We start from the raw sequence: 16,079 nt of genomic DNA, 5'->3' as shown, positions 1-16,079 counted from the left end.
TTTACTCCTGTGTTTGCATTAACTAACCGTCATTTCACCACGAAGGTCTTTCTGTAAAGCCTCTTTTATTTCGTTTTGAGCTAACTCAGGAATACTTAATAAATAAAAAAGCTTGGTTAATGCTGCTTCAACGGTCATATCATAGCCTGAGATAACACCAGCTTTCACCAATCCAATTCCTGCTTCATAAGCCCCCATTTTGACACTGCCTTTCAAGCATTGCGTACAATTAATAATAATTACTCCTCTTTTACTTGCTTCGATCAACTCGTCAATAATCTCATCTGAGTTCATGATATTACCTGCACCATAGGTCTTTAAAATAAGCCCCTGTAAAGGTGGCTGTAATATCTTATTTAAAATACTGACATCCATCCCGGGAAAAATTGATAATATTGCGACTTTTGGCACACTCAAAGAATTAAATTCAATCTCAGTTGTCGCATTTTTGTTAACATGACGTATATAAGTTTCGTTTAACTCAATATCAATACCAACCTGCCCAAGTATAGGATAATTAGGCGAGCAAAACGCATCCATGCCAGATGAATTAATTTTAACTGCACGGTTACCACGTAATAGCTGCTTATTAAAGTAAATGCAAACTTCCTGTATGCGTTTATCTGCTGCCAAAATTAAGCTGTGCAGAATATTGTCTTGAGCATCTGATCTTAATTCTGAAATGGGAATTTGAGAGCCAGTACAAATAACCGGTTTGTTAAGATTCTTCAGCATAAAAGATAAACTAGAGGCAGTATAAGCAAGTGTATCTGTGCCATGTAAAACGACAAAACCATTATAAGCGTTGTAGTTTTTAATGATATCACGTGCAATTATAATCCAATCCTGAGGTCTAATATTGGCTGAATCAATTAATTTAGGGTATTCATTGATCTCAAAATCTGGAACGCCATTATGATAAAAGTCTTTAATTGTTTTAATCTTATCCAGCAAAAAACCTCGTTTAGGAGCATAGCCTTGATCGGTTTTTACCATTCCAATCGTCCCCCCTGTATAGATAACATAAATTTTTTTATCTTTAATTGAGCTTAATTGCATCTTTCCCTACCCCCATATTTGCCAGTTCATCCGCTCGCTCATTTAAAGGATCACCATTATGTCCCTTCACCCAGTGCCATTTGATGATATGTTTTTTTCGCAATTCATCTAACGTCTGCCATAGATCTTGGTTTTTAACAGGCTTATTGCTAGCTGTCTTCCAACCTCTAATAAGCCAATTATTTAACCATTCACTCACACCTTGCTGTACGTATTTAGAATCCGTATACAATTCCACTTCACACATTGTTTTAAGCGCCGATAATGCTTGAATTGCAGCTAATAACTCCATACGATTATTGGTTGTATTTTCCTCTCCCCCGTATAACTCTTTGATTTTAGATTTATACTGTAAGATTACACCCCAGCCTCCTTTACCAGGATTACCTCTACAGGCACCGTCCGTATAAATCGTTACTTTTTTAGGCTTAAAAATCATTTTGTTTCTCTTTCATTAAACCGTTTATAGCTTCCCTATTGTAGTGTTCATTCCAATTGCATATTTACCTGGGAGTTTAACCATATCTTTTGTCCCTAAAAATAATGGGCTTAGTGGGATAACTCGTTTGCTGAAGCTTGCATTAAACACATAAGAAAAACTCTCTGGTAACAAACAGGGTAACCATGTTTTTGTTTGTTGAAGTTTAAAGGTATCATAATAATGACTATCGATTTTATGCAATTTATGCTCTTTTAACACCTGATATACTAGGCGAAAAGGAAGCTCTTTATCATTAGCAGAAGTCTTGGATTGAACCACAATTAAATAACCATCATCACTTAGTACACGCGATGCTTCACTTAACAACTGTGTATACTTTGAATGATCTACGAAAGTGTTCTCCAGTAGAATGATGTCAAAAAATCGAGCAGGGAAAGGCCAATTTTCTTCTCTAAAACATGCTCCAAATGCAGCTTTAGTTTTTAAAAAACCACTTGCTGCATAGTGATGCAATGCAATTAACTTATCAAAGTATTGTGGCTTTTGATGACCTAGAAAAAACGCACGTTTAACACTAAAGCGCGATAAAACTATCTCTAAATCCTGCAATTGCTTTACTTGCATTGATCAGACCCTTTATCTAAATTACCGTTAGTTTAACGTTAATTAACGGTTTATTGAATGATTTTTTCCATCCGCTCAAAATAGTCAGGACAAGTTTTACTAACACATTCAGCTCCCTTGATGATAACTTCTGATTGTACCAGTCCAAGTAATGCTAAGGACATTGCAATACGGTGATCACTGTGTCCATCCACTTCGGCACTTTGCAAATGCGACTCTTTAGGATAAATATGTATACTGTCTTGTGTTGTTTTCACTTTAACACCTAAGCGTGTTAATCCTTCTGCCATCGCACTGAGACGATCCGACTCTTGCAAACGCGTATGAGCTAAGCCCGTGATATGCGTTTCTCCCTCAGCAAAACAAGCAATAGCAGCAACAGTCATAAAGGTATCTGAGAAATTACGCATATTGATTGTTACCCCTTTAAGCTTATCCGTACCATAAACTGTAATACCATCTTGTTCTTCACATATTTGACATCCCATCATTTTCAAAACTTCTAGAAAACGAATATCCCCTTGCTTCGCATTGAGTTTAACATGTTTCACTTTCATCTTGCCATTGGTAATGGCAGCTAGCGCCCAGAAATAGGATGCCGTTGACAAGTCTGGCTCAATTACGTAATGACAAGCTTGATAACATTGCTTTGCTGGCACACTATAAATATGATTTTGAACATTAATCCTAACACCGAAATCGCGCATCATCTGTACCGTCATATCAACGTAGGATTGTGGGTGATCAGTATTGGACTTAATGACTAAGCCTTCCTTAATAAAGGGAGCTGCCATCAGTAACCCCGATAAAAACTGGCTACTCTGACCACCATCAATAGTAAGAACACCTTGCTGGTTTAAGCTTTGAGCCTTTATAGTTATTGGTAGTTTATGTGTCACATCTTCATAAATCGCTTTCATTCCCATTGCTTCTAACACTTGTAATTGCGATTGAATTGGACGCGCCATCATTCTAGAAGCTGCATAGATATAATACTCTCCCTGCTCTTGCGCTGCACAAAGTGGAATAATAAAACGCGTTAATGTTCCAGCTTCATTGCAAAAAATGCGTGCATTTGTTTTAGGAAATTTACCTCCACCCCCTAAAATAGTGATTTTACCTTCCCATTTATTAAATGAATGTTTCACTTCCAGCGCTTTTAGTGCACCAACCGCTGCTAACACATCTTTACTTAAGGGCAGATTTTCAATAACTGATTCACCATTGGCTAACGCCGCAATCAATAACACGCGGTTCGATAAACTCTTTGAACCTGGTAAACTCACCTCTGCTTTGATTGGTTTTTTTGCAACTGATAAACTTTTTTGAGGCATCTTTTGGATTATTAACTATGCGCAATTTTAGTAGTGTATCGTCCATAATAAAATTGTCATTAGCTTTTTGCTCCTTTTGTATCCTCATGTAAAAACCTTGTTTTAACCTCGTTTTTCATATCGTCTTTTTTAAAAAACCATTACAATGTCCATTATTTAATTCAAACACATAATAATCCTCATGTCTGCTAAAAACTACAAATGGCCTTATCAACCACTTACAACAGTGTTCTTACTTGCACCTGTTGTATTTAGCTTTGCTTTAGCATTAGACACTTACATGCCTGTTATTCCTGAAATGAAACGCATTTTGAATACTTCTCAGGAAATGGTTCAGCTCACTCTGTCTTTATTTTTTTTAGTAACAGGATTTGGGCAGCTCATCTTAGGTCCTTTATCTGACCAATTTGGGCGTTATAAAATTTTGCTTAGCTCTGTTATACTCTTTTTCATTGGTTCATTATTATGTGCCAATTCTGGACATATAGGCGCCTTAATTATATTTCGCATACTTCAAGGTATAGGTGCTTGCGGGATGTCAGTCAGTGCATTTGCGATCGTTAGAGACGCTTTTTCTGGAAAACAAAGTGCAATGATTTATAGCTTTTTAAATGCAATGATCTCAGTCTCTCCTATTTTAGGACCTATCATAGGCGTTATCTTAACTACTTATTTTCCCTGGCACGCTATATTTTATTTCTTGGCAATTCTAGGGGCTTTTACCTTTATTTTGGTCATCTTTTTTGTTAAAGAAAGCTCACATCCAGATAATCGCAAAAGGTTTGATTCAAGCCTTATTGGTCGTTATTTAAATATTTGTAAAAGTTTAACTTTCTGGGCTTACACTTTTCCTGCAATTGCAGGAATTTCTGCCTTTTTCACTCTTTTTTCGATGACGCCTTATATTATCCAAACTCTTGATGAGGCACGCTCACAAATTGGAGTTTTCTTTGGAATGGCAGGTGGTGCCTTTTTAGTTGGTTCGATTATTTCAGGCACCATCGTCCATAAATTTGGAGTATTAAGAACTTCTATCCTTGGCACGATACTTATTTTATTTTCGGGCGTTTTATTAATTGTGATTTACCAGATCAATGGATTGAGTCTATGGGGATTCTTTGGTCCTAGTATGCTTGCGACTTTTGGTTGCGCACTTACTGCGGGCTCAGGCGCCAGCGGCGCGTTAGAACCATTTGGTGCATACCCTGGTGCGGCTTCCGCTATGCTTGGAGCATTACAACTAGGAGGAAGTTCAATCATAGGTTCGATTGCTACTTTATTTGCTATTAATACGTCTTATCCACTTGCTTGCACCATAATTATTACTAGTGTTATCAGCTTAGTTTTGCTTATAATTTTATCTTGGTTTTCATCTAAAACACATTAATCCTCGAATACTTAACAAAAAATTTCGAAAAATCATTCATACAGACTTAGATTATCTCTTTGCTATACGCTTATATTAGCGTTATAGTAATAAGGTTCTCTTATAGTAGTTCAACAAAAAGGAAGAAAAAAATGAAAAGACTCTCCATCCTAAGCCTTATTTCCAGTGCCACATTATTATCTGCTTGTGCAAGCTCGCCAAAAGCCGACACTCCAGCGTCACCACAACCACAAGGACCAAATAAAGTTATAACGCAAGCTATGCCTGAGACTTCTATGATAATTGAAGAGCAACCTCAAGATGTAATAAAACACACTAATCTTCCAAGCTCTAACGTTAAACTCAGCATTAAAGGCGATCGCTTGATTGCAAAAGTTTATACTAATTGGAATGGCGCAAAACAAGGCGACTTAAGACTACACTGGATTGCGCCAACTGATCCACATTGTCTCAGCAGCACTTTTCCAATCATGAAATACAAAGAAAATAACGATTATTCTTGGGCATATAGAACATTTGAGCACAATAGCGCAAACGGTACGAGCTCCTGTTATGGCACTTGGAAAGCAGAAGTTTTATACAAACCTACTAAAGTCGTAATTGGCAGCGCAACGCTTAATGTTCCTGCTAAAATCACAACAACGTCATCATCAAAAAAATAAGCTAAACCCACTTGATTTTACGCATAATAAAAATATGCACTACCATAATAATCACAAGCAAAATACAAACAATTAAAAAACCATGACGATGTTCCGAACCTGGAATACCTGCAACATTAATACCCAATAATCCTGTAATAAATCCCAACGGAATAAATATCACACTTACTAAAGACAAAATATACATCCTTTTATTGATTTGGTTTTGTTCATAGGAATGAATTTGCGCTTGAATAATTAAGCTTCTATCTTTCATTGCATCTAGGTCTTCTAGCAGCCGTATATTTGAATCCAGCGTTTGACGTAAATCAAAAATGTCATCGTCATCTAGCCATGTCAATTTATGTGCAGAGATTGCAAGAATCGCCTCCCTCTGTGGTAAAATATAACGCCTGATTCTGATGATTTTCTTACATATTTCATTGACTCTATCAGCCAAAATAATTGGTTTTTCATTTTTCACATCCTGCTCGATTTGGTCCAACTTTTGATCATACTCATCAAGTAACTGATCCGTGTGTGTGGTGATGTGTGTCAGCAAAACACTTAAAAAATCACTTGTACACTTCGGACCTTGCCCTTGAGTGAGCATCCTTTGAATCTCAATAACAGAATAAGGAGTTCTACGCTTGACCGTAATGATCAATTGTTCAGATAGCCACATCCGAATTGAAGTCATATCCTCTGGATTTTGACCTGTATTTAAATTGATTGCTCGAAAGCTAGCTAGCATGCTGTTATCAAAAATCAGCACCCTTGGGCGCGTTTCATGTGCACATAACATATCGATAATCGTTTCACTTACCAACATATGCTGTTGGAGAAACTTTTCAGCAACTGTTAAATCCAAATGGACCCACACTAATACATTTTCCTGCTTTATCTTAAACCAATCAAAAGCTTCTGGTATTATCGTTTGAGCAAAACCATTTCGATCCAGTGAATAAATGTTTACTTTACCCATCATTAACTCCATTTTGGTCTATCCTTCTAATTCTCTCATGACCACTGTAGAGAAAATAAAATCAAACTCAAGAAACTTGCCTGACAAATTATATACATTTTATGAGCAAATACACTTTATACTTTGGCAATATATTACTAAAATACCAAAAACATCTCGCTATTAAAACTAAAACAGTAAATCTGACTTATGCGTGATTATGCCAAAACCACAAAACACAATCAGCCTCAATCTAAGTACTTAAACAGTTTTAGTACACCAGAGCGTACGCTAACATCTAGAAAGCTTATTCTTGGCACGATTTTACTTACTTTAATTGCTGCATTTATTATTAGTTTCTATACCAGTAAGCCTACCACTGAAAGCACACAAAAAATCACAGCGCCATCCTCTTCGACTTTAAATACAATTTCCACGTTAACAAAGCAAGCGGAACAAATGGAAAATCAAACCACCAGAGATCATGGTGATACAGTTACCACAGCATTAGTACCTCTAAGCAAAAACAATCAAACAGACACTTCAACTTATAAACAAAACATTGACAAGGTAACAACAAATAATAAGAAACAAACCAATAATCCTTCCAAACAGGAACAAAAGAAACAAGATCAATCACTGCAATTTACTTTTTACGATACGCTAACCAATAAAACGGTCCAAGTTGATGCAAATCCTCAACCCATTAAACAATATCGTTATACCTACATGCTGCAAGTAGGTTCATATCGAAATCTAACGGACGCCAATGCCACACGTGCTAAGCTTATCTTAGCAGGGCTTAAACCCACTATTCAAAAAGTTGGGGATTGGTATCGACTTGATGTCGGACCTGTTGATAACCAACGTGATGGTGATGTATTAAAGCATAAAGTTGAAGCAGCAGGTATATCAGGTAGCATTTTACGCCAAATCGACAGGCAAGAAATAACTTAGACCACAAGTGAGTAATGATAAAATAATATTGCAACCTACATAACCGGATTATATTGATGCAGGCTTTTAAACATAATTTCACCGTTACAGAAGAATTTATCGATGTCAATAAACACGTAAACAATATTGTATACCTAAAATGGATGCAGGATATTGCTATTATGCACTCCAATGCTTGTGGCTGGACAACTCAGAGATACCATAAAAACCATTGCACATGGGTTGCTAAAACACATTACATTGATTATGTCAAACCAGCCTTCCTTGGAGAGATTATTGAAGCTCGAACCTGGGTTGAGGAAATTAAACGCTGTTCCGCTTTACGCAAATACGTGTTTACAAATAATAAAGGTGAAACAGTCGTTAAGGCTGAAACCAATTGGGTATTTATCAACACCATAACAGGGAAAGTTTTAAGCGTTCTAGCTCAGGTTCGCCACGATTTTGAGACCTTTACGTGCGTTGAATATGTTTAATAAGCTCCTTGGCAAGGTATTGATGAACAACCGTTGTTGGGTGTATTCCATTATAAAATAAAAAGCCTTGGCATAAAGGGGTTTCTTTCATTTGTACACAAGTAACTTTAACTGACTGATTCAAACCCAATTTTTGCAATATTTCATCTTTATTAAAATAAACTTCTAAAAATAATTTATCGATCGAATAAACATGGTTTGCTGGAAACACCCCAAATGTTTTTAATACAAGGTTGACACTAAGACCCGTATTATAAAGTTGTGAAACGGCTGATATTAAAACAGAGATACCTTGATACAAATATTTATTTTTTATATGTGCATCTAATAATCCCCTAACTCCTGGAACCATCGAAAAATCAGGTAAATTCAAGACGTAGATATTTTGCACAGACACACCTTTTACCATCAGGCGCTTCACCGCTTTAACAATATTATCAATCGGATGTGCTAAAGTTTGCCCATTTTGCGTTGCTATCCGAATGATGTTTTGGTAAAAGTCATTGCCACCTGCCCAAATAATGAATAACGAATTTGGATTAGGTCTATCATTGACATTTTTAAGGTATAAATCTATTTGCTTTAGTACGCCAGGCACACAATTATAATGACCATAATCACCAAGTCCATTAACACACTTAGCATTATTATCACGTCCCCAAGTGGTATCCGTTAAATAATAATCCCCAGTCTCAGCTGAAGCCACTGCAAATGAGGTATTTTGTGAATATGCACTATTGGGTGTTAGTCCCTTAATAAGCGTTAAATCTTTACCTGATTTTAAATCCATTTGTTCAATAAAATAATTTAACCATGTTTTACGCACAGGATAGTTAAGTGAGATTTCGCTTGTAATAGGAGCACCTATTTTATCCGTAATACCATATGGTTTTACCCAATAATTATTCCCTACTTGTGTCTGTGGTGGTGCACTATCGCTCAAACTATCACCAAAAACAATGATATTATCAAAAGACTTATATGAGACTTTCTTTATTGTACTTTGCTCAACTTCACAACTAATTATTACAACAATCGTAATTACAATCATAAATGCAATAAGCAAACTCCAAAAAATCCTTTTAACCATAAACACTTTCCCCTTTTATCGACTACCAAATATTGCCGAACCCACTCTTACTATCGTACTACCTACTTCAATTGCCGCTGCCATATCTTCAGACATTCCCATCGATAGCTGATCTAATTTAAGACCCAAACATGCATTAATATTATCTTTTAGTGTTGCCAATTTCTTGAAACTCACCAATTGCTTATTGTAATCGCCACTCTCTTGCAAAATACACATCAAACCGCGCAATATTAAATGGGGGCAAGCATCGTTGATTACTTTTACAAGTGCATAAATTTTATCCTCATCAGTTATTAAGATGCCCGCTTTTTGTGGTTCTAAATCCACATTGATTTGAATACACACCTGGATTTTTTTATTAAATTCTCTACAATGCAATTCCAGTTTTTTGGCATGTTTAATATCTGCTAAGGTATGTAACCAACTAAAATATTGAGCAATTTTTTTAAGTTTATTGGATTGAACAGCACCAATATAATGCCAACAAATATGATCTGACAGCTTGGGAATTTTAATCTCTGCTTCCTGGATAAAGCTCTCGCCAAAATTTCTTATTCCCTGTGAAAAAATTTCCTCAATTGCTTCAATTGTCTGCTTTTTTGATACTGATACCAACAAAGGTTTACTTGTCTTACCAATTGTTAATTGCCAAATTTTTTTTTGTAGCTGCTGTAAGTTTTGATGTAGTTTTTGTGCTTGAGCTGTATCCATCTGCTATAGTTAATTCAAAGGATCATTTGATTACGGAACATCATAGCATGAACTTGACACAATTATTATCACTTTGCGTGGAGAAAAAAGCATCGGATTTACACATTTCTAGTGGAGTTGCTCCCATTCTTCGTATTGATGGCACAATGGAAATCTGTGATCAAACGATTATTACAGCAGATGAAGTCAATACACTCATCCATAACATCCTGTGCAAAGAACAGCTTGAAAAATTTAAAACGCAACTCGAATACGACTTTTCTCTGCATAAAGATCAAATTGGTTCGCGCTTTAGAGTAAACATTTTTATGCAAAATCGAGGTCCTGCAATCGTCTTTCGTACCATTCCTGAGCAAGTCTATAGCTTAGAAGATTTGCACGCTCCAGAAATATTTAAACAAATTATTCATCAACCTCATGGACTTATTGTTGTAACAGGTCCAACAGGTAGTGGTAAAAGCACAACACTGGCTGCAATGATTGATCGTATCAATCAAACCGAAAAAGGACATATTATTTCCATTGAGGATCCCATTGAATTTATCCATAAACCTAATAAATGCCTGATTAATCAACGGGAAGTCAAACGAGACACGTTAAGTTTTAATAATGCTTTACGTGCTGCTTTACGCGAAGACCCTGACTATATACTTGTTGGTGAAATGCGTGATATTGAAACCATTCGCCTTGCGTTAACTGCGGCTGAAACAGGTCACCTTGTATTTACCACATTACACACCTCTTCAGCACCTAAAACGATCGACCGTATTATCAACATTTTCCCAGGAAATGAGCAAGCAATGGTACGTGCAATGTTATCAGAATCACTACAAGCAGTAATTGCTCAACGCTTAATTCGTCGTAAAGAAGGAGGTCGTGTTGCTGCTCATGAAATTTTAATCGCCAACACCGCAGTGAGAAACCTCATTCGTGAGAATAAAATTCCTCAGCTTTACAATGTCCTACAGACTAGCCAAAATAAAGGAATGCAAACCTTACAGCAAGCCCTAAATAAGCTATTTTTGTCTGGGATTATAGATGATAGCGAACTCAAAAAACATGAAAATACACAACCAACTTACGATTAACGTCGCCAAAAATCTGGGGTAAATAATACTAGGATAGTAAAAACTTCCAGACGCCCTAACAGCATTGCAAAATTTAATATCCAATGTGCTTGAGTAGGTAGCATTGCATAATTAACACCCACATGTCCAAGCCCTGGACCTAAATTCGAAATGCTTGCCGCTACAGCTGAAAATGCGGTAATTGATTCTACCCCCACACCCATCATACACAACCATAATATTACAAACATAATAAAATAAGCTGCCACAAATCCCCAAACACTACTCATGACAGCCTCTGACATCACTTTATTACCAAATTTAACAGGAAATACCCCTGATGGATGCACAAGCCTACGTGCCTCACGAAATGCTTGCTTGCGCAATAATACAGCTCTTACAATCTTAAGCCCACCTGAGCTAGAACCTGCGCATCCACCAATAAGACCAATCACCATTAGTAATATCGGAATAAATAAAGGCCATGAATGATAGTTTGAATCGGAAGTAAAGCCCGTATTAGAGACAAAAGAAACCACTTGAAATAAACCATCCCAAAACGCGAGATCATTACTCTTAGTTGCATCTTGAGAAATAAGTGTTAATACCACAATAACCATCATAGAAAATGCAAAGAAAATATAAGCTCTAAATTCTGGGTCCCTCCAATATACTTTTAATGATAACCTTCTAAATGCAGTAAAATGTAGCGCAAAGCTAGTGGCACTAACCATCATATAAAAGATACAAATGGAATAAATTAATGGCGTTTGCCCCCCCATTGAAGCATCACTTGGCGCAAACCCACCAGTGCCAATTGTTGAATAAGCGTAGCACACTGCATTAAACCAAGTCATGCCACCTAATTTATAACTTAAGATACAAAGGACTACAAGTAATAAATAAATACCCCACAATACCTTAGCTGTATCAGCAATTCTTGGAGTTAGCTTGTTTTCTTTCCAAGGTCCATTAGCTTCAGCACGATATAATTGCATACCCCCTACACCCAACATAGGTAAAATTGCTACCGATAAAATAATAATCCCCATTCCACCTAAGAGTTGTGTTTGTTGGCGATAGTATAAAATGCTTTTTGGTAATGAATCCAAACCATGAATCACGGTAGCACCAGTTGTTGTAAAACCTGATACCGATTCAAATACCGCATCAGAAAATTCAAGGTGCAACCCATTAGAAAGCATATAAGGAATCGAACCATATAAACCTAAAACCGACCAAATCGCAATCACAACAATAAAGCCACCTTTAATAGTAAGCTCTTTTTTAGAACGTGAACTTAGCAGCCAAAGCAGTAAACCTGAAATCATAGTGATGATAAAGCTCAACAGAAATGGCTTGCCATTGTGTTCATCATAAATCCAATTCACAATCATCGGTGTTAGCATCGTTAAGCTTAAAAACATCAAAAGTATGCCTAATACCTTAAAAATCGGACCTGGGCGCATAGAAGTCAACTTTCCTAGTATTTATTTACTCAGCATGTAGAGCTACGATTTTACTTACCTTTAAATCTCATCAACTGAAATTTTGGATAAACAGAAGCTGGCTGGTGAGTATATGTTTTTATCCCGCATTCTAGTATAATCGTCGTCAAAATAGAAACTATTCTTTAGGACAGCTTATGTCAATTATATTAAAAATGTTGCACCTTTTTGATAATAAAAAACAAAGAGAATACGTCAGTGAGGCTGGTCAGTTTTTATCGACTTATGATCGCGACTTCCCAACGCGTTCAAGCTCACAAAAAAAAGAAGCTCAAAAGCATCGTAATATTTTCAATCGTAAAACCGATGATTTTAAGTTATGAGGCTCAAATTATATACCTTATATAAAGTTTTCTTACCTAAATCCTAAAAGGTCAGACATCATCCTTCTTAATTAACTCTAAGCTTCGTGACTTATAAAGTTCAATAGGCTACATTGTATCAATTCATTGTCAAATCAACGTACCAAAAAAAATGACACCCTCTGATGCTCATGCACGACAACAAGCACTTAATCCAAAACAATCTTTTATCGTTCAAGCACCTGCTGGTTCTGGGAAAACCGAAACACTTACTCAGCGCTATTTAAATCTATTAGCACATGTCCAGAATGCACCTGAAGAAATTATTGCATTGACCTTTACAAACAAAGCCGCCAATGAAATGCACCACCGAATTTATCAGGCACTGGTGAATGCTAATGGTGGGAAGCCTCCTTGTGAGCCACATAAACACTTAACCTTTGATTTAGCACAAAAAGCTTTACAGCAAAACCAGTTAAAAAATTGGCATTTGCTTGAAAACCCAAAGCGCTTACGCATCACGACCATAGATGCTTTTTGCCAATATTTGTCTAGGCACCTTATCTACGAAAGTGATGAAGCTTTTAGTGCAGATGTTACTGAAGATGCAAACTCACTATATGAACAAGCCATTGATGCACTTATTCATGACACAACTAACAATAGTCCTTGGCAAGATAGCCTGTATCGTATCCTACTACATTTGGATAATGACATCGAACGCTTAAAGTCTCTTCTGTCATCAATGCTTGCTAAACGTGAACAATGGCTGCCTATCGTCATCCAGCTTCAACTATTTAAAAATAACAGCTCTATCACAAAACAAGAAATTGAGTCAGGATTTTGTGCACTTTTCAACTCGCTAAGCACACAAGCTTACACTGTATTAAAGCTTGACGAGTATGAAGATAAATTCATTAAAATTCTTCACTTTTGTCACCCTGAGCTTAGTTCTCAACGTCTAAGTTTTACATCCAACAACGTTGAAATATGGCAATACTTAACTTCTCTTATTTTTACCAATAACAACGAATTTCGGAAAAGCTTCACTGCTAAACAAAAGCTCCCAGCTAAAGACCCCAATGCCAAAAGCCATACAAATTGGTTAATGGAATACATCAGTTTATTTTCAGAGAAAGAAAAAGAGCAAATAACAGCTATTATTGGCGAGCTTCGCCTATTTTCAAGCTTATGCTTTAGCTCAAGTGAATGGGAAATATTAAGTGCAATGACTGCCATTGCGATCCACTCTGTCCAATACTTAAAACTTATTTTTTCGCAAACGGCAAAAATGGATTTTAATGAGGTTTCATTGCAAGCGCTGTCTGCTTTAGGCAGTGAAAATACACCAACTAATTTGGCACTTTATTTAGATCATCAAATCCAACACCTCTTAATAGATGAGTTTCAGGATACATCTATTCTGCAGTTTACACTTTTGCAAATGTTAACTCTAGAATGGCAGCCCAACGATGGCAAAACACTTTTTGTCGTGGGTGATCCTATGCAATCGATTTATCGTTTTCGTCAAGCAGAAGTGAATCTTTTTTTACAAGTTAAAGACAACGGTATCAATCAGATTAAACCTAAATATTTACAACTTAGCTGTAATTTTCGCTCACAAAAATCAATTGTTGACTGGGTCAATAGCACCTTTGCTCAAATTTTCCCTAAGATAAATGATTTAAATTTTGGAGGAATTGCCTATGCGCCTTCAAACACACTGTCAGACAAAGTAAATCCCAACACTTTCACACAAAGCTATTTTCAAACCGCCGATGAAGAAGCAATACATATCGCTAATGCAATCAAATCTTATCAAAAAATTAATCCAAAGCATAACATTGCTATTTTAGTTCGTTCCAGAAGCCACCTTAAATCAATTGTACCGACGTTAAAGACACATGGACTTGCTATTATCGAAAACGAAATTGAAACACTTTATCAACAAGCAATCATTCTTGATTTGTTATGCTTAAGCTGTATTCTTTCTAACCCTCAACATGAAATATATTGGATCAGCTTGTTACAATCTAACTTATTTGGATTTACACTTCATGAACTTAATGAAATCAAGCATATTCAAATTATTGGCAGTGAAGAAAGTAATTTCATTCAACAGCTTACCCAATATCTAGCATCAAACAAGCAATACGCTCATCAGCAAAAAGCGGCTTATTTTATAGAATGGATACAGCATGAGGGCTTTATGGGTAATAAAGCGCCTCTTACTAAACGGCTTACCATACTTTGGCAAAAGGTTGATGGACCTATTATTCATCCACAACCAACACTTTATGACAATTATCTAGATATTTTAGATAAGCACCTAAGCATAGATAGGACAATAATTTGCGACACAACGCGCTTAATTGAAGCACTTAAAACCACGTATGCAAGTGCACCACCCACGGCAAATATCCACATTATGACTATTCATAAATCTAAAGGTTTAGAATTTGATTTTGTCATTTTGCCACAGCTTGAGAAAGCGACAAAAGCAGATGACAGTCAACTTTTTTTATATGAAACCACAAAGCTTGACGATCAACGCACTCACCTGTTGTTAAGTCCAATTAAACATAGTTGGGATGACACAGCTCCCGCCTTATATAAGGTCATTCAAAACATGCAGAAAAAACGCGCTTCTTATGAGCTACAACGCTTATTGTACGTTGCTATTACGCGTGCTAAATACAAAGTTTTACTTAGTGCCGTTGTAGATACCACTGACCAAGAAAATATTCGTATTCAAAAAAATAGCTTTTTATCTTTGCTACATCCTTTAGCACTAGATTGGAATTTTATGCTAAATGATCCACAGCTCAATCAAGTAGATGAAACTAAAAATCAGAATCAATTTTATAAACCCATCCAACAAGTAAAAAACTACACTATCTTGCCACTTTCGCAGAACCAAGCTTGCAATGCTCTTGACAACGCTAATTTAAACAACAAAAATCCATTAAATCATCCCGGCTTCAGTGAGTTTGTATTAAGTGATGAGCGGCGTATTGGTTCTGTGCTACATGCACTTTTCAATTACCTTTGTTACTTTCCACAGCAAGATTGGCAACCCTACTTTGAAGTTGCCACACATGAGTATGGATTAAAAAGTGACCTTAAAAAAAAGGCTTATATACAAGCCCACACCGCAATACAAAATACTAAGCAACATTACTCGTGGATATTCTCAGCAACTGGCTTTAGTGAACAAATCATGTTGAGCTTACGCTTTAATAAACCACAAAAACGTATCGCCGATAGAATTATCGCTACCAAAGATGGCTATCAAATCATTGATTACAAATTTACAACACCTGTAATAGGCGAAGCATTAGATGCTTTTTTAATAACACAACGTAAGCTATATTATAAGCAACTACTTATTTACCAGCGACAGCTTGCAAAATACTTTCAGCTAGATAGAAAAAAAATCGTGCTCTACTTATATTTTCCGCTTATTCCTAATTTATTCAAGTGCTCTAGATGGTAACAACCAAATGACAAAGTA

At 36.3% G+C, this 16,079-nt stretch carries 15 protein-coding genes; 7 read left to right on the top strand and 8 right to left on the bottom strand.

The window, feature by feature from the left end; translation table 11 throughout:
- Positions 1-18 precede the first annotated feature (18 nt).
- Genes ansA through aroA form a run of 4 tightly spaced genes read right to left on the bottom strand, consistent with a single transcriptional unit; the run spans position 19 to position 3,459 of the window.
- Complete coding sequence (ansA, locus tag DNJ77_RS00260; RefSeq protein ID WP_192877916.1) at positions 19-1,059, bottom strand: asparaginase; 1,041 nt, start codon at positions 1,057-1,059, stop codon at positions 19-21.
- The gene (gene rnhA, locus DNJ77_RS00255; RefSeq protein ID WP_116962993.1) at positions 1,040-1,498 is read right to left on the bottom strand and encodes a ribonuclease HI; all 459 of its coding nucleotides are present in this window, start codon (positions 1,496-1,498) and stop codon (positions 1,040-1,042) included. Before rnhA ends, ansA begins: the two co-directional genes overlap by 20 nt.
- 24 nt (positions 1,499-1,522) lie before the next feature.
- Positions 1,523-2,125 carry a methyltransferase domain-containing protein gene (locus tag DNJ77_RS00250; RefSeq protein ID WP_116962992.1) on the bottom strand — a complete coding sequence of 201 codons (603 nt, stop codon included), beginning with the start codon at positions 2,123-2,125 and terminating at the stop codon, positions 1,523-1,525.
- Positions 2,126-2,175: 50 nt separating this feature from the next.
- Complete coding sequence (gene aroA, locus DNJ77_RS00245) at positions 2,176-3,459, bottom strand: 3-phosphoshikimate 1-carboxyvinyltransferase (RefSeq protein WP_116962991.1); 1,284 nt, start codon at positions 3,457-3,459, stop codon at positions 2,176-2,178.
- A gap of 181 nt (positions 3,460-3,640) precedes the next feature.
- Here aroA and DNJ77_RS00240 point away from each other — a divergent pair, with 181 nt between their 5' ends.
- Together DNJ77_RS00240 and DNJ77_RS00235 are read left to right on the top strand one after the other, a co-directional pair.
- Positions 3,641-4,846 carry a multidrug effflux MFS transporter gene (locus DNJ77_RS00240; RefSeq protein ID WP_116962990.1) on the top strand — a complete coding sequence of 402 codons (1,206 nt, stop codon included), beginning with the start codon at positions 3,641-3,643 and terminating at the stop codon, positions 4,844-4,846.
- 131 nt (positions 4,847-4,977) lie between these two features.
- Complete coding sequence (locus DNJ77_RS00235) at positions 4,978-5,508, top strand: TUL4 family lipoprotein (RefSeq protein WP_116962989.1); 531 nt, start codon at positions 4,978-4,980, stop codon at positions 5,506-5,508.
- A gap of 1 nt (position 5,509) precedes the next feature.
- Here the strand turns inward: DNJ77_RS00235 and DNJ77_RS00230 are convergent, their stop codons facing one another.
- Positions 5,510-6,484, bottom strand: coding sequence for a zinc transporter ZntB (locus tag DNJ77_RS00230; protein WP_116962988.1), 975 nt, complete (start codon positions 6,482-6,484; stop codon positions 5,510-5,512).
- A 177-nt stretch (positions 6,485-6,661) separates the two neighbouring features.
- Here DNJ77_RS00230 and DNJ77_RS00225 point away from each other — a divergent pair, with 177 nt between their 5' ends.
- Both DNJ77_RS00225 and DNJ77_RS00220 read left to right on the top strand, forming a co-directional pair.
- On the top strand, positions 6,662-7,408 hold the full coding sequence (locus DNJ77_RS00225) for an SPOR domain-containing protein (RefSeq protein ID WP_116962987.1): 747 nt from the start codon (positions 6,662-6,664) through the stop codon (positions 7,406-7,408).
- 56 nt (positions 7,409-7,464) lie between these two features.
- The gene (locus tag DNJ77_RS00220) at positions 7,465-7,884 is read left to right on the top strand and encodes an acyl-CoA thioesterase (RefSeq protein ID WP_116962986.1); all 420 of its coding nucleotides are present in this window, start codon (positions 7,465-7,467) and stop codon (positions 7,882-7,884) included.
- On the opposite strand, the gene DNJ77_RS00215 is transcribed toward DNJ77_RS00220, so the two are convergent.
- Entirely contained in the window at positions 7,862-8,974 is a 1,113-nt protein-coding gene (locus DNJ77_RS00215; RefSeq protein ID WP_116962985.1) for an SGNH/GDSL hydrolase family protein, read from the bottom strand. The genes DNJ77_RS00220 and DNJ77_RS00215 overlap by 23 nt on opposite strands.
- A gap of 15 nt (positions 8,975-8,989) precedes the next feature.
- Positions 8,990-9,688 (bottom strand): YggS family pyridoxal phosphate-dependent enzyme, encoded by a 699-nt coding sequence (locus tag DNJ77_RS00210; protein ID WP_116962984.1) that lies wholly within the window; start codon positions 9,686-9,688, stop codon positions 8,990-8,992.
- Between the two features lie 47 nt (positions 9,689-9,735).
- Here DNJ77_RS00210 and DNJ77_RS00205 point away from each other — a divergent pair, with 47 nt between their 5' ends.
- Entirely contained in the window at positions 9,736-10,776 is a 1,041-nt protein-coding gene (locus DNJ77_RS00205; RefSeq protein WP_116962983.1) for a type IV pilus twitching motility protein PilT, read from the top strand.
- Here DNJ77_RS00205 and DNJ77_RS00200 read toward each other — a convergent pair.
- A complete protein-coding gene (locus DNJ77_RS00200) occupies positions 10,773-12,224 on the bottom strand; it encodes a potassium transporter TrkG (protein ID WP_116962982.1) in 1,452 nt (483 codons plus the stop codon). The two genes, DNJ77_RS00205 and DNJ77_RS00200, sit on opposite strands and share 4 nt — an antisense overlap.
- A gap of 176 nt (positions 12,225-12,400) precedes the next feature.
- Between DNJ77_RS00200 and DNJ77_RS00195 the strand changes: the two genes are divergently transcribed.
- Together DNJ77_RS00195 and DNJ77_RS00190 are read left to right on the top strand one after the other, a co-directional pair.
- Positions 12,401-12,586 carry a CBU_0585 family protein gene (locus DNJ77_RS00195; protein WP_116962981.1) on the top strand — a complete coding sequence of 62 codons (186 nt, stop codon included), beginning with the start codon at positions 12,401-12,403 and terminating at the stop codon, positions 12,584-12,586.
- A 151-nt stretch (positions 12,587-12,737) separates the two neighbouring features.
- On the top strand, positions 12,738-16,061 hold the full coding sequence (locus DNJ77_RS00190; protein WP_116962980.1) for a UvrD-helicase domain-containing protein: 3,324 nt from the start codon (positions 12,738-12,740) through the stop codon (positions 16,059-16,061).
- The last annotated feature ends 18 nt before the right edge of the window (positions 16,062-16,079 follow it).

Source organism: Fastidiosibacter lacustris (assembly GCF_003428155.1).
GTDB classification, from domain to species: domain Bacteria; phylum Pseudomonadota; class Gammaproteobacteria; order Francisellales; family Francisellaceae; genus Caedibacter; species Caedibacter lacustris.
The sequence above is the reverse complement of the archived record's forward strand: the minus strand, read 5'-3'. Positions and strand labels throughout refer to the sequence as shown.

Excerpts from the sequence above, each read along its gene's own strand:
- DNJ77_RS00205 (WP_116962983.1), top strand. The coding sequence starts at position 9,736 with ATGAACTTGACACAATTATTATCACTTTGCGTGGAGAAAAAAGCATCG.
- ansA (WP_192877916.1), bottom strand. The coding sequence starts at position 1,059 with ATGCAATTAAGCTCAATTAAAGATAAAAAAATTTATGTTATCTATACA.
- DNJ77_RS00235 (WP_116962989.1), top strand. The coding sequence starts at position 4,978 with ATGAAAAGACTCTCCATCCTAAGCCTTATTTCCAGTGCCACATTATTA.
- aroA (WP_116962991.1), bottom strand. The coding sequence starts at position 3,459 with ATGCCTCAAAAAAGTTTATCAGTTGCAAAAAAACCAATCAAAGCAGAG.
- DNJ77_RS00215 (WP_116962985.1), bottom strand. The coding sequence starts at position 8,974 with ATGGTTAAAAGGATTTTTTGGAGTTTGCTTATTGCATTTATGATTGTA.
- DNJ77_RS00250 (WP_116962992.1), bottom strand. The coding sequence starts at position 2,125 with ATGCAAGTAAAGCAATTGCAGGATTTAGAGATAGTTTTATCGCGCTTT.
- DNJ77_RS00225 (WP_116962987.1), top strand. The coding sequence starts at position 6,662 with ATGCGTGATTATGCCAAAACCACAAAACACAATCAGCCTCAATCTAAG.
- rnhA (WP_116962993.1), bottom strand. The coding sequence starts at position 1,498 with ATGATTTTTAAGCCTAAAAAAGTAACGATTTATACGGACGGTGCCTGT.
- DNJ77_RS00230 (WP_116962988.1), bottom strand. The coding sequence starts at position 6,484 with ATGGAGTTAATGATGGGTAAAGTAAACATTTATTCACTGGATCGAAAT.
- DNJ77_RS00220 (WP_116962986.1), top strand. The coding sequence starts at position 7,465 with ATGCAGGCTTTTAAACATAATTTCACCGTTACAGAAGAATTTATCGAT.
- DNJ77_RS00195 (WP_116962981.1), top strand. The coding sequence starts at position 12,401 with ATGTCAATTATATTAAAAATGTTGCACCTTTTTGATAATAAAAAACAA.
- DNJ77_RS00240 (WP_116962990.1), top strand. The coding sequence starts at position 3,641 with ATGTCTGCTAAAAACTACAAATGGCCTTATCAACCACTTACAACAGTG.
- DNJ77_RS00190 (WP_116962980.1), top strand. The coding sequence starts at position 12,738 with ATGACACCCTCTGATGCTCATGCACGACAACAAGCACTTAATCCAAAA.
- DNJ77_RS00210 (WP_116962984.1), bottom strand. The coding sequence starts at position 9,688 with ATGGATACAGCTCAAGCACAAAAACTACATCAAAACTTACAGCAGCTA.
- DNJ77_RS00200 (WP_116962982.1), bottom strand. The coding sequence starts at position 12,224 with ATGCGCCCAGGTCCGATTTTTAAGGTATTAGGCATACTTTTGATGTTT.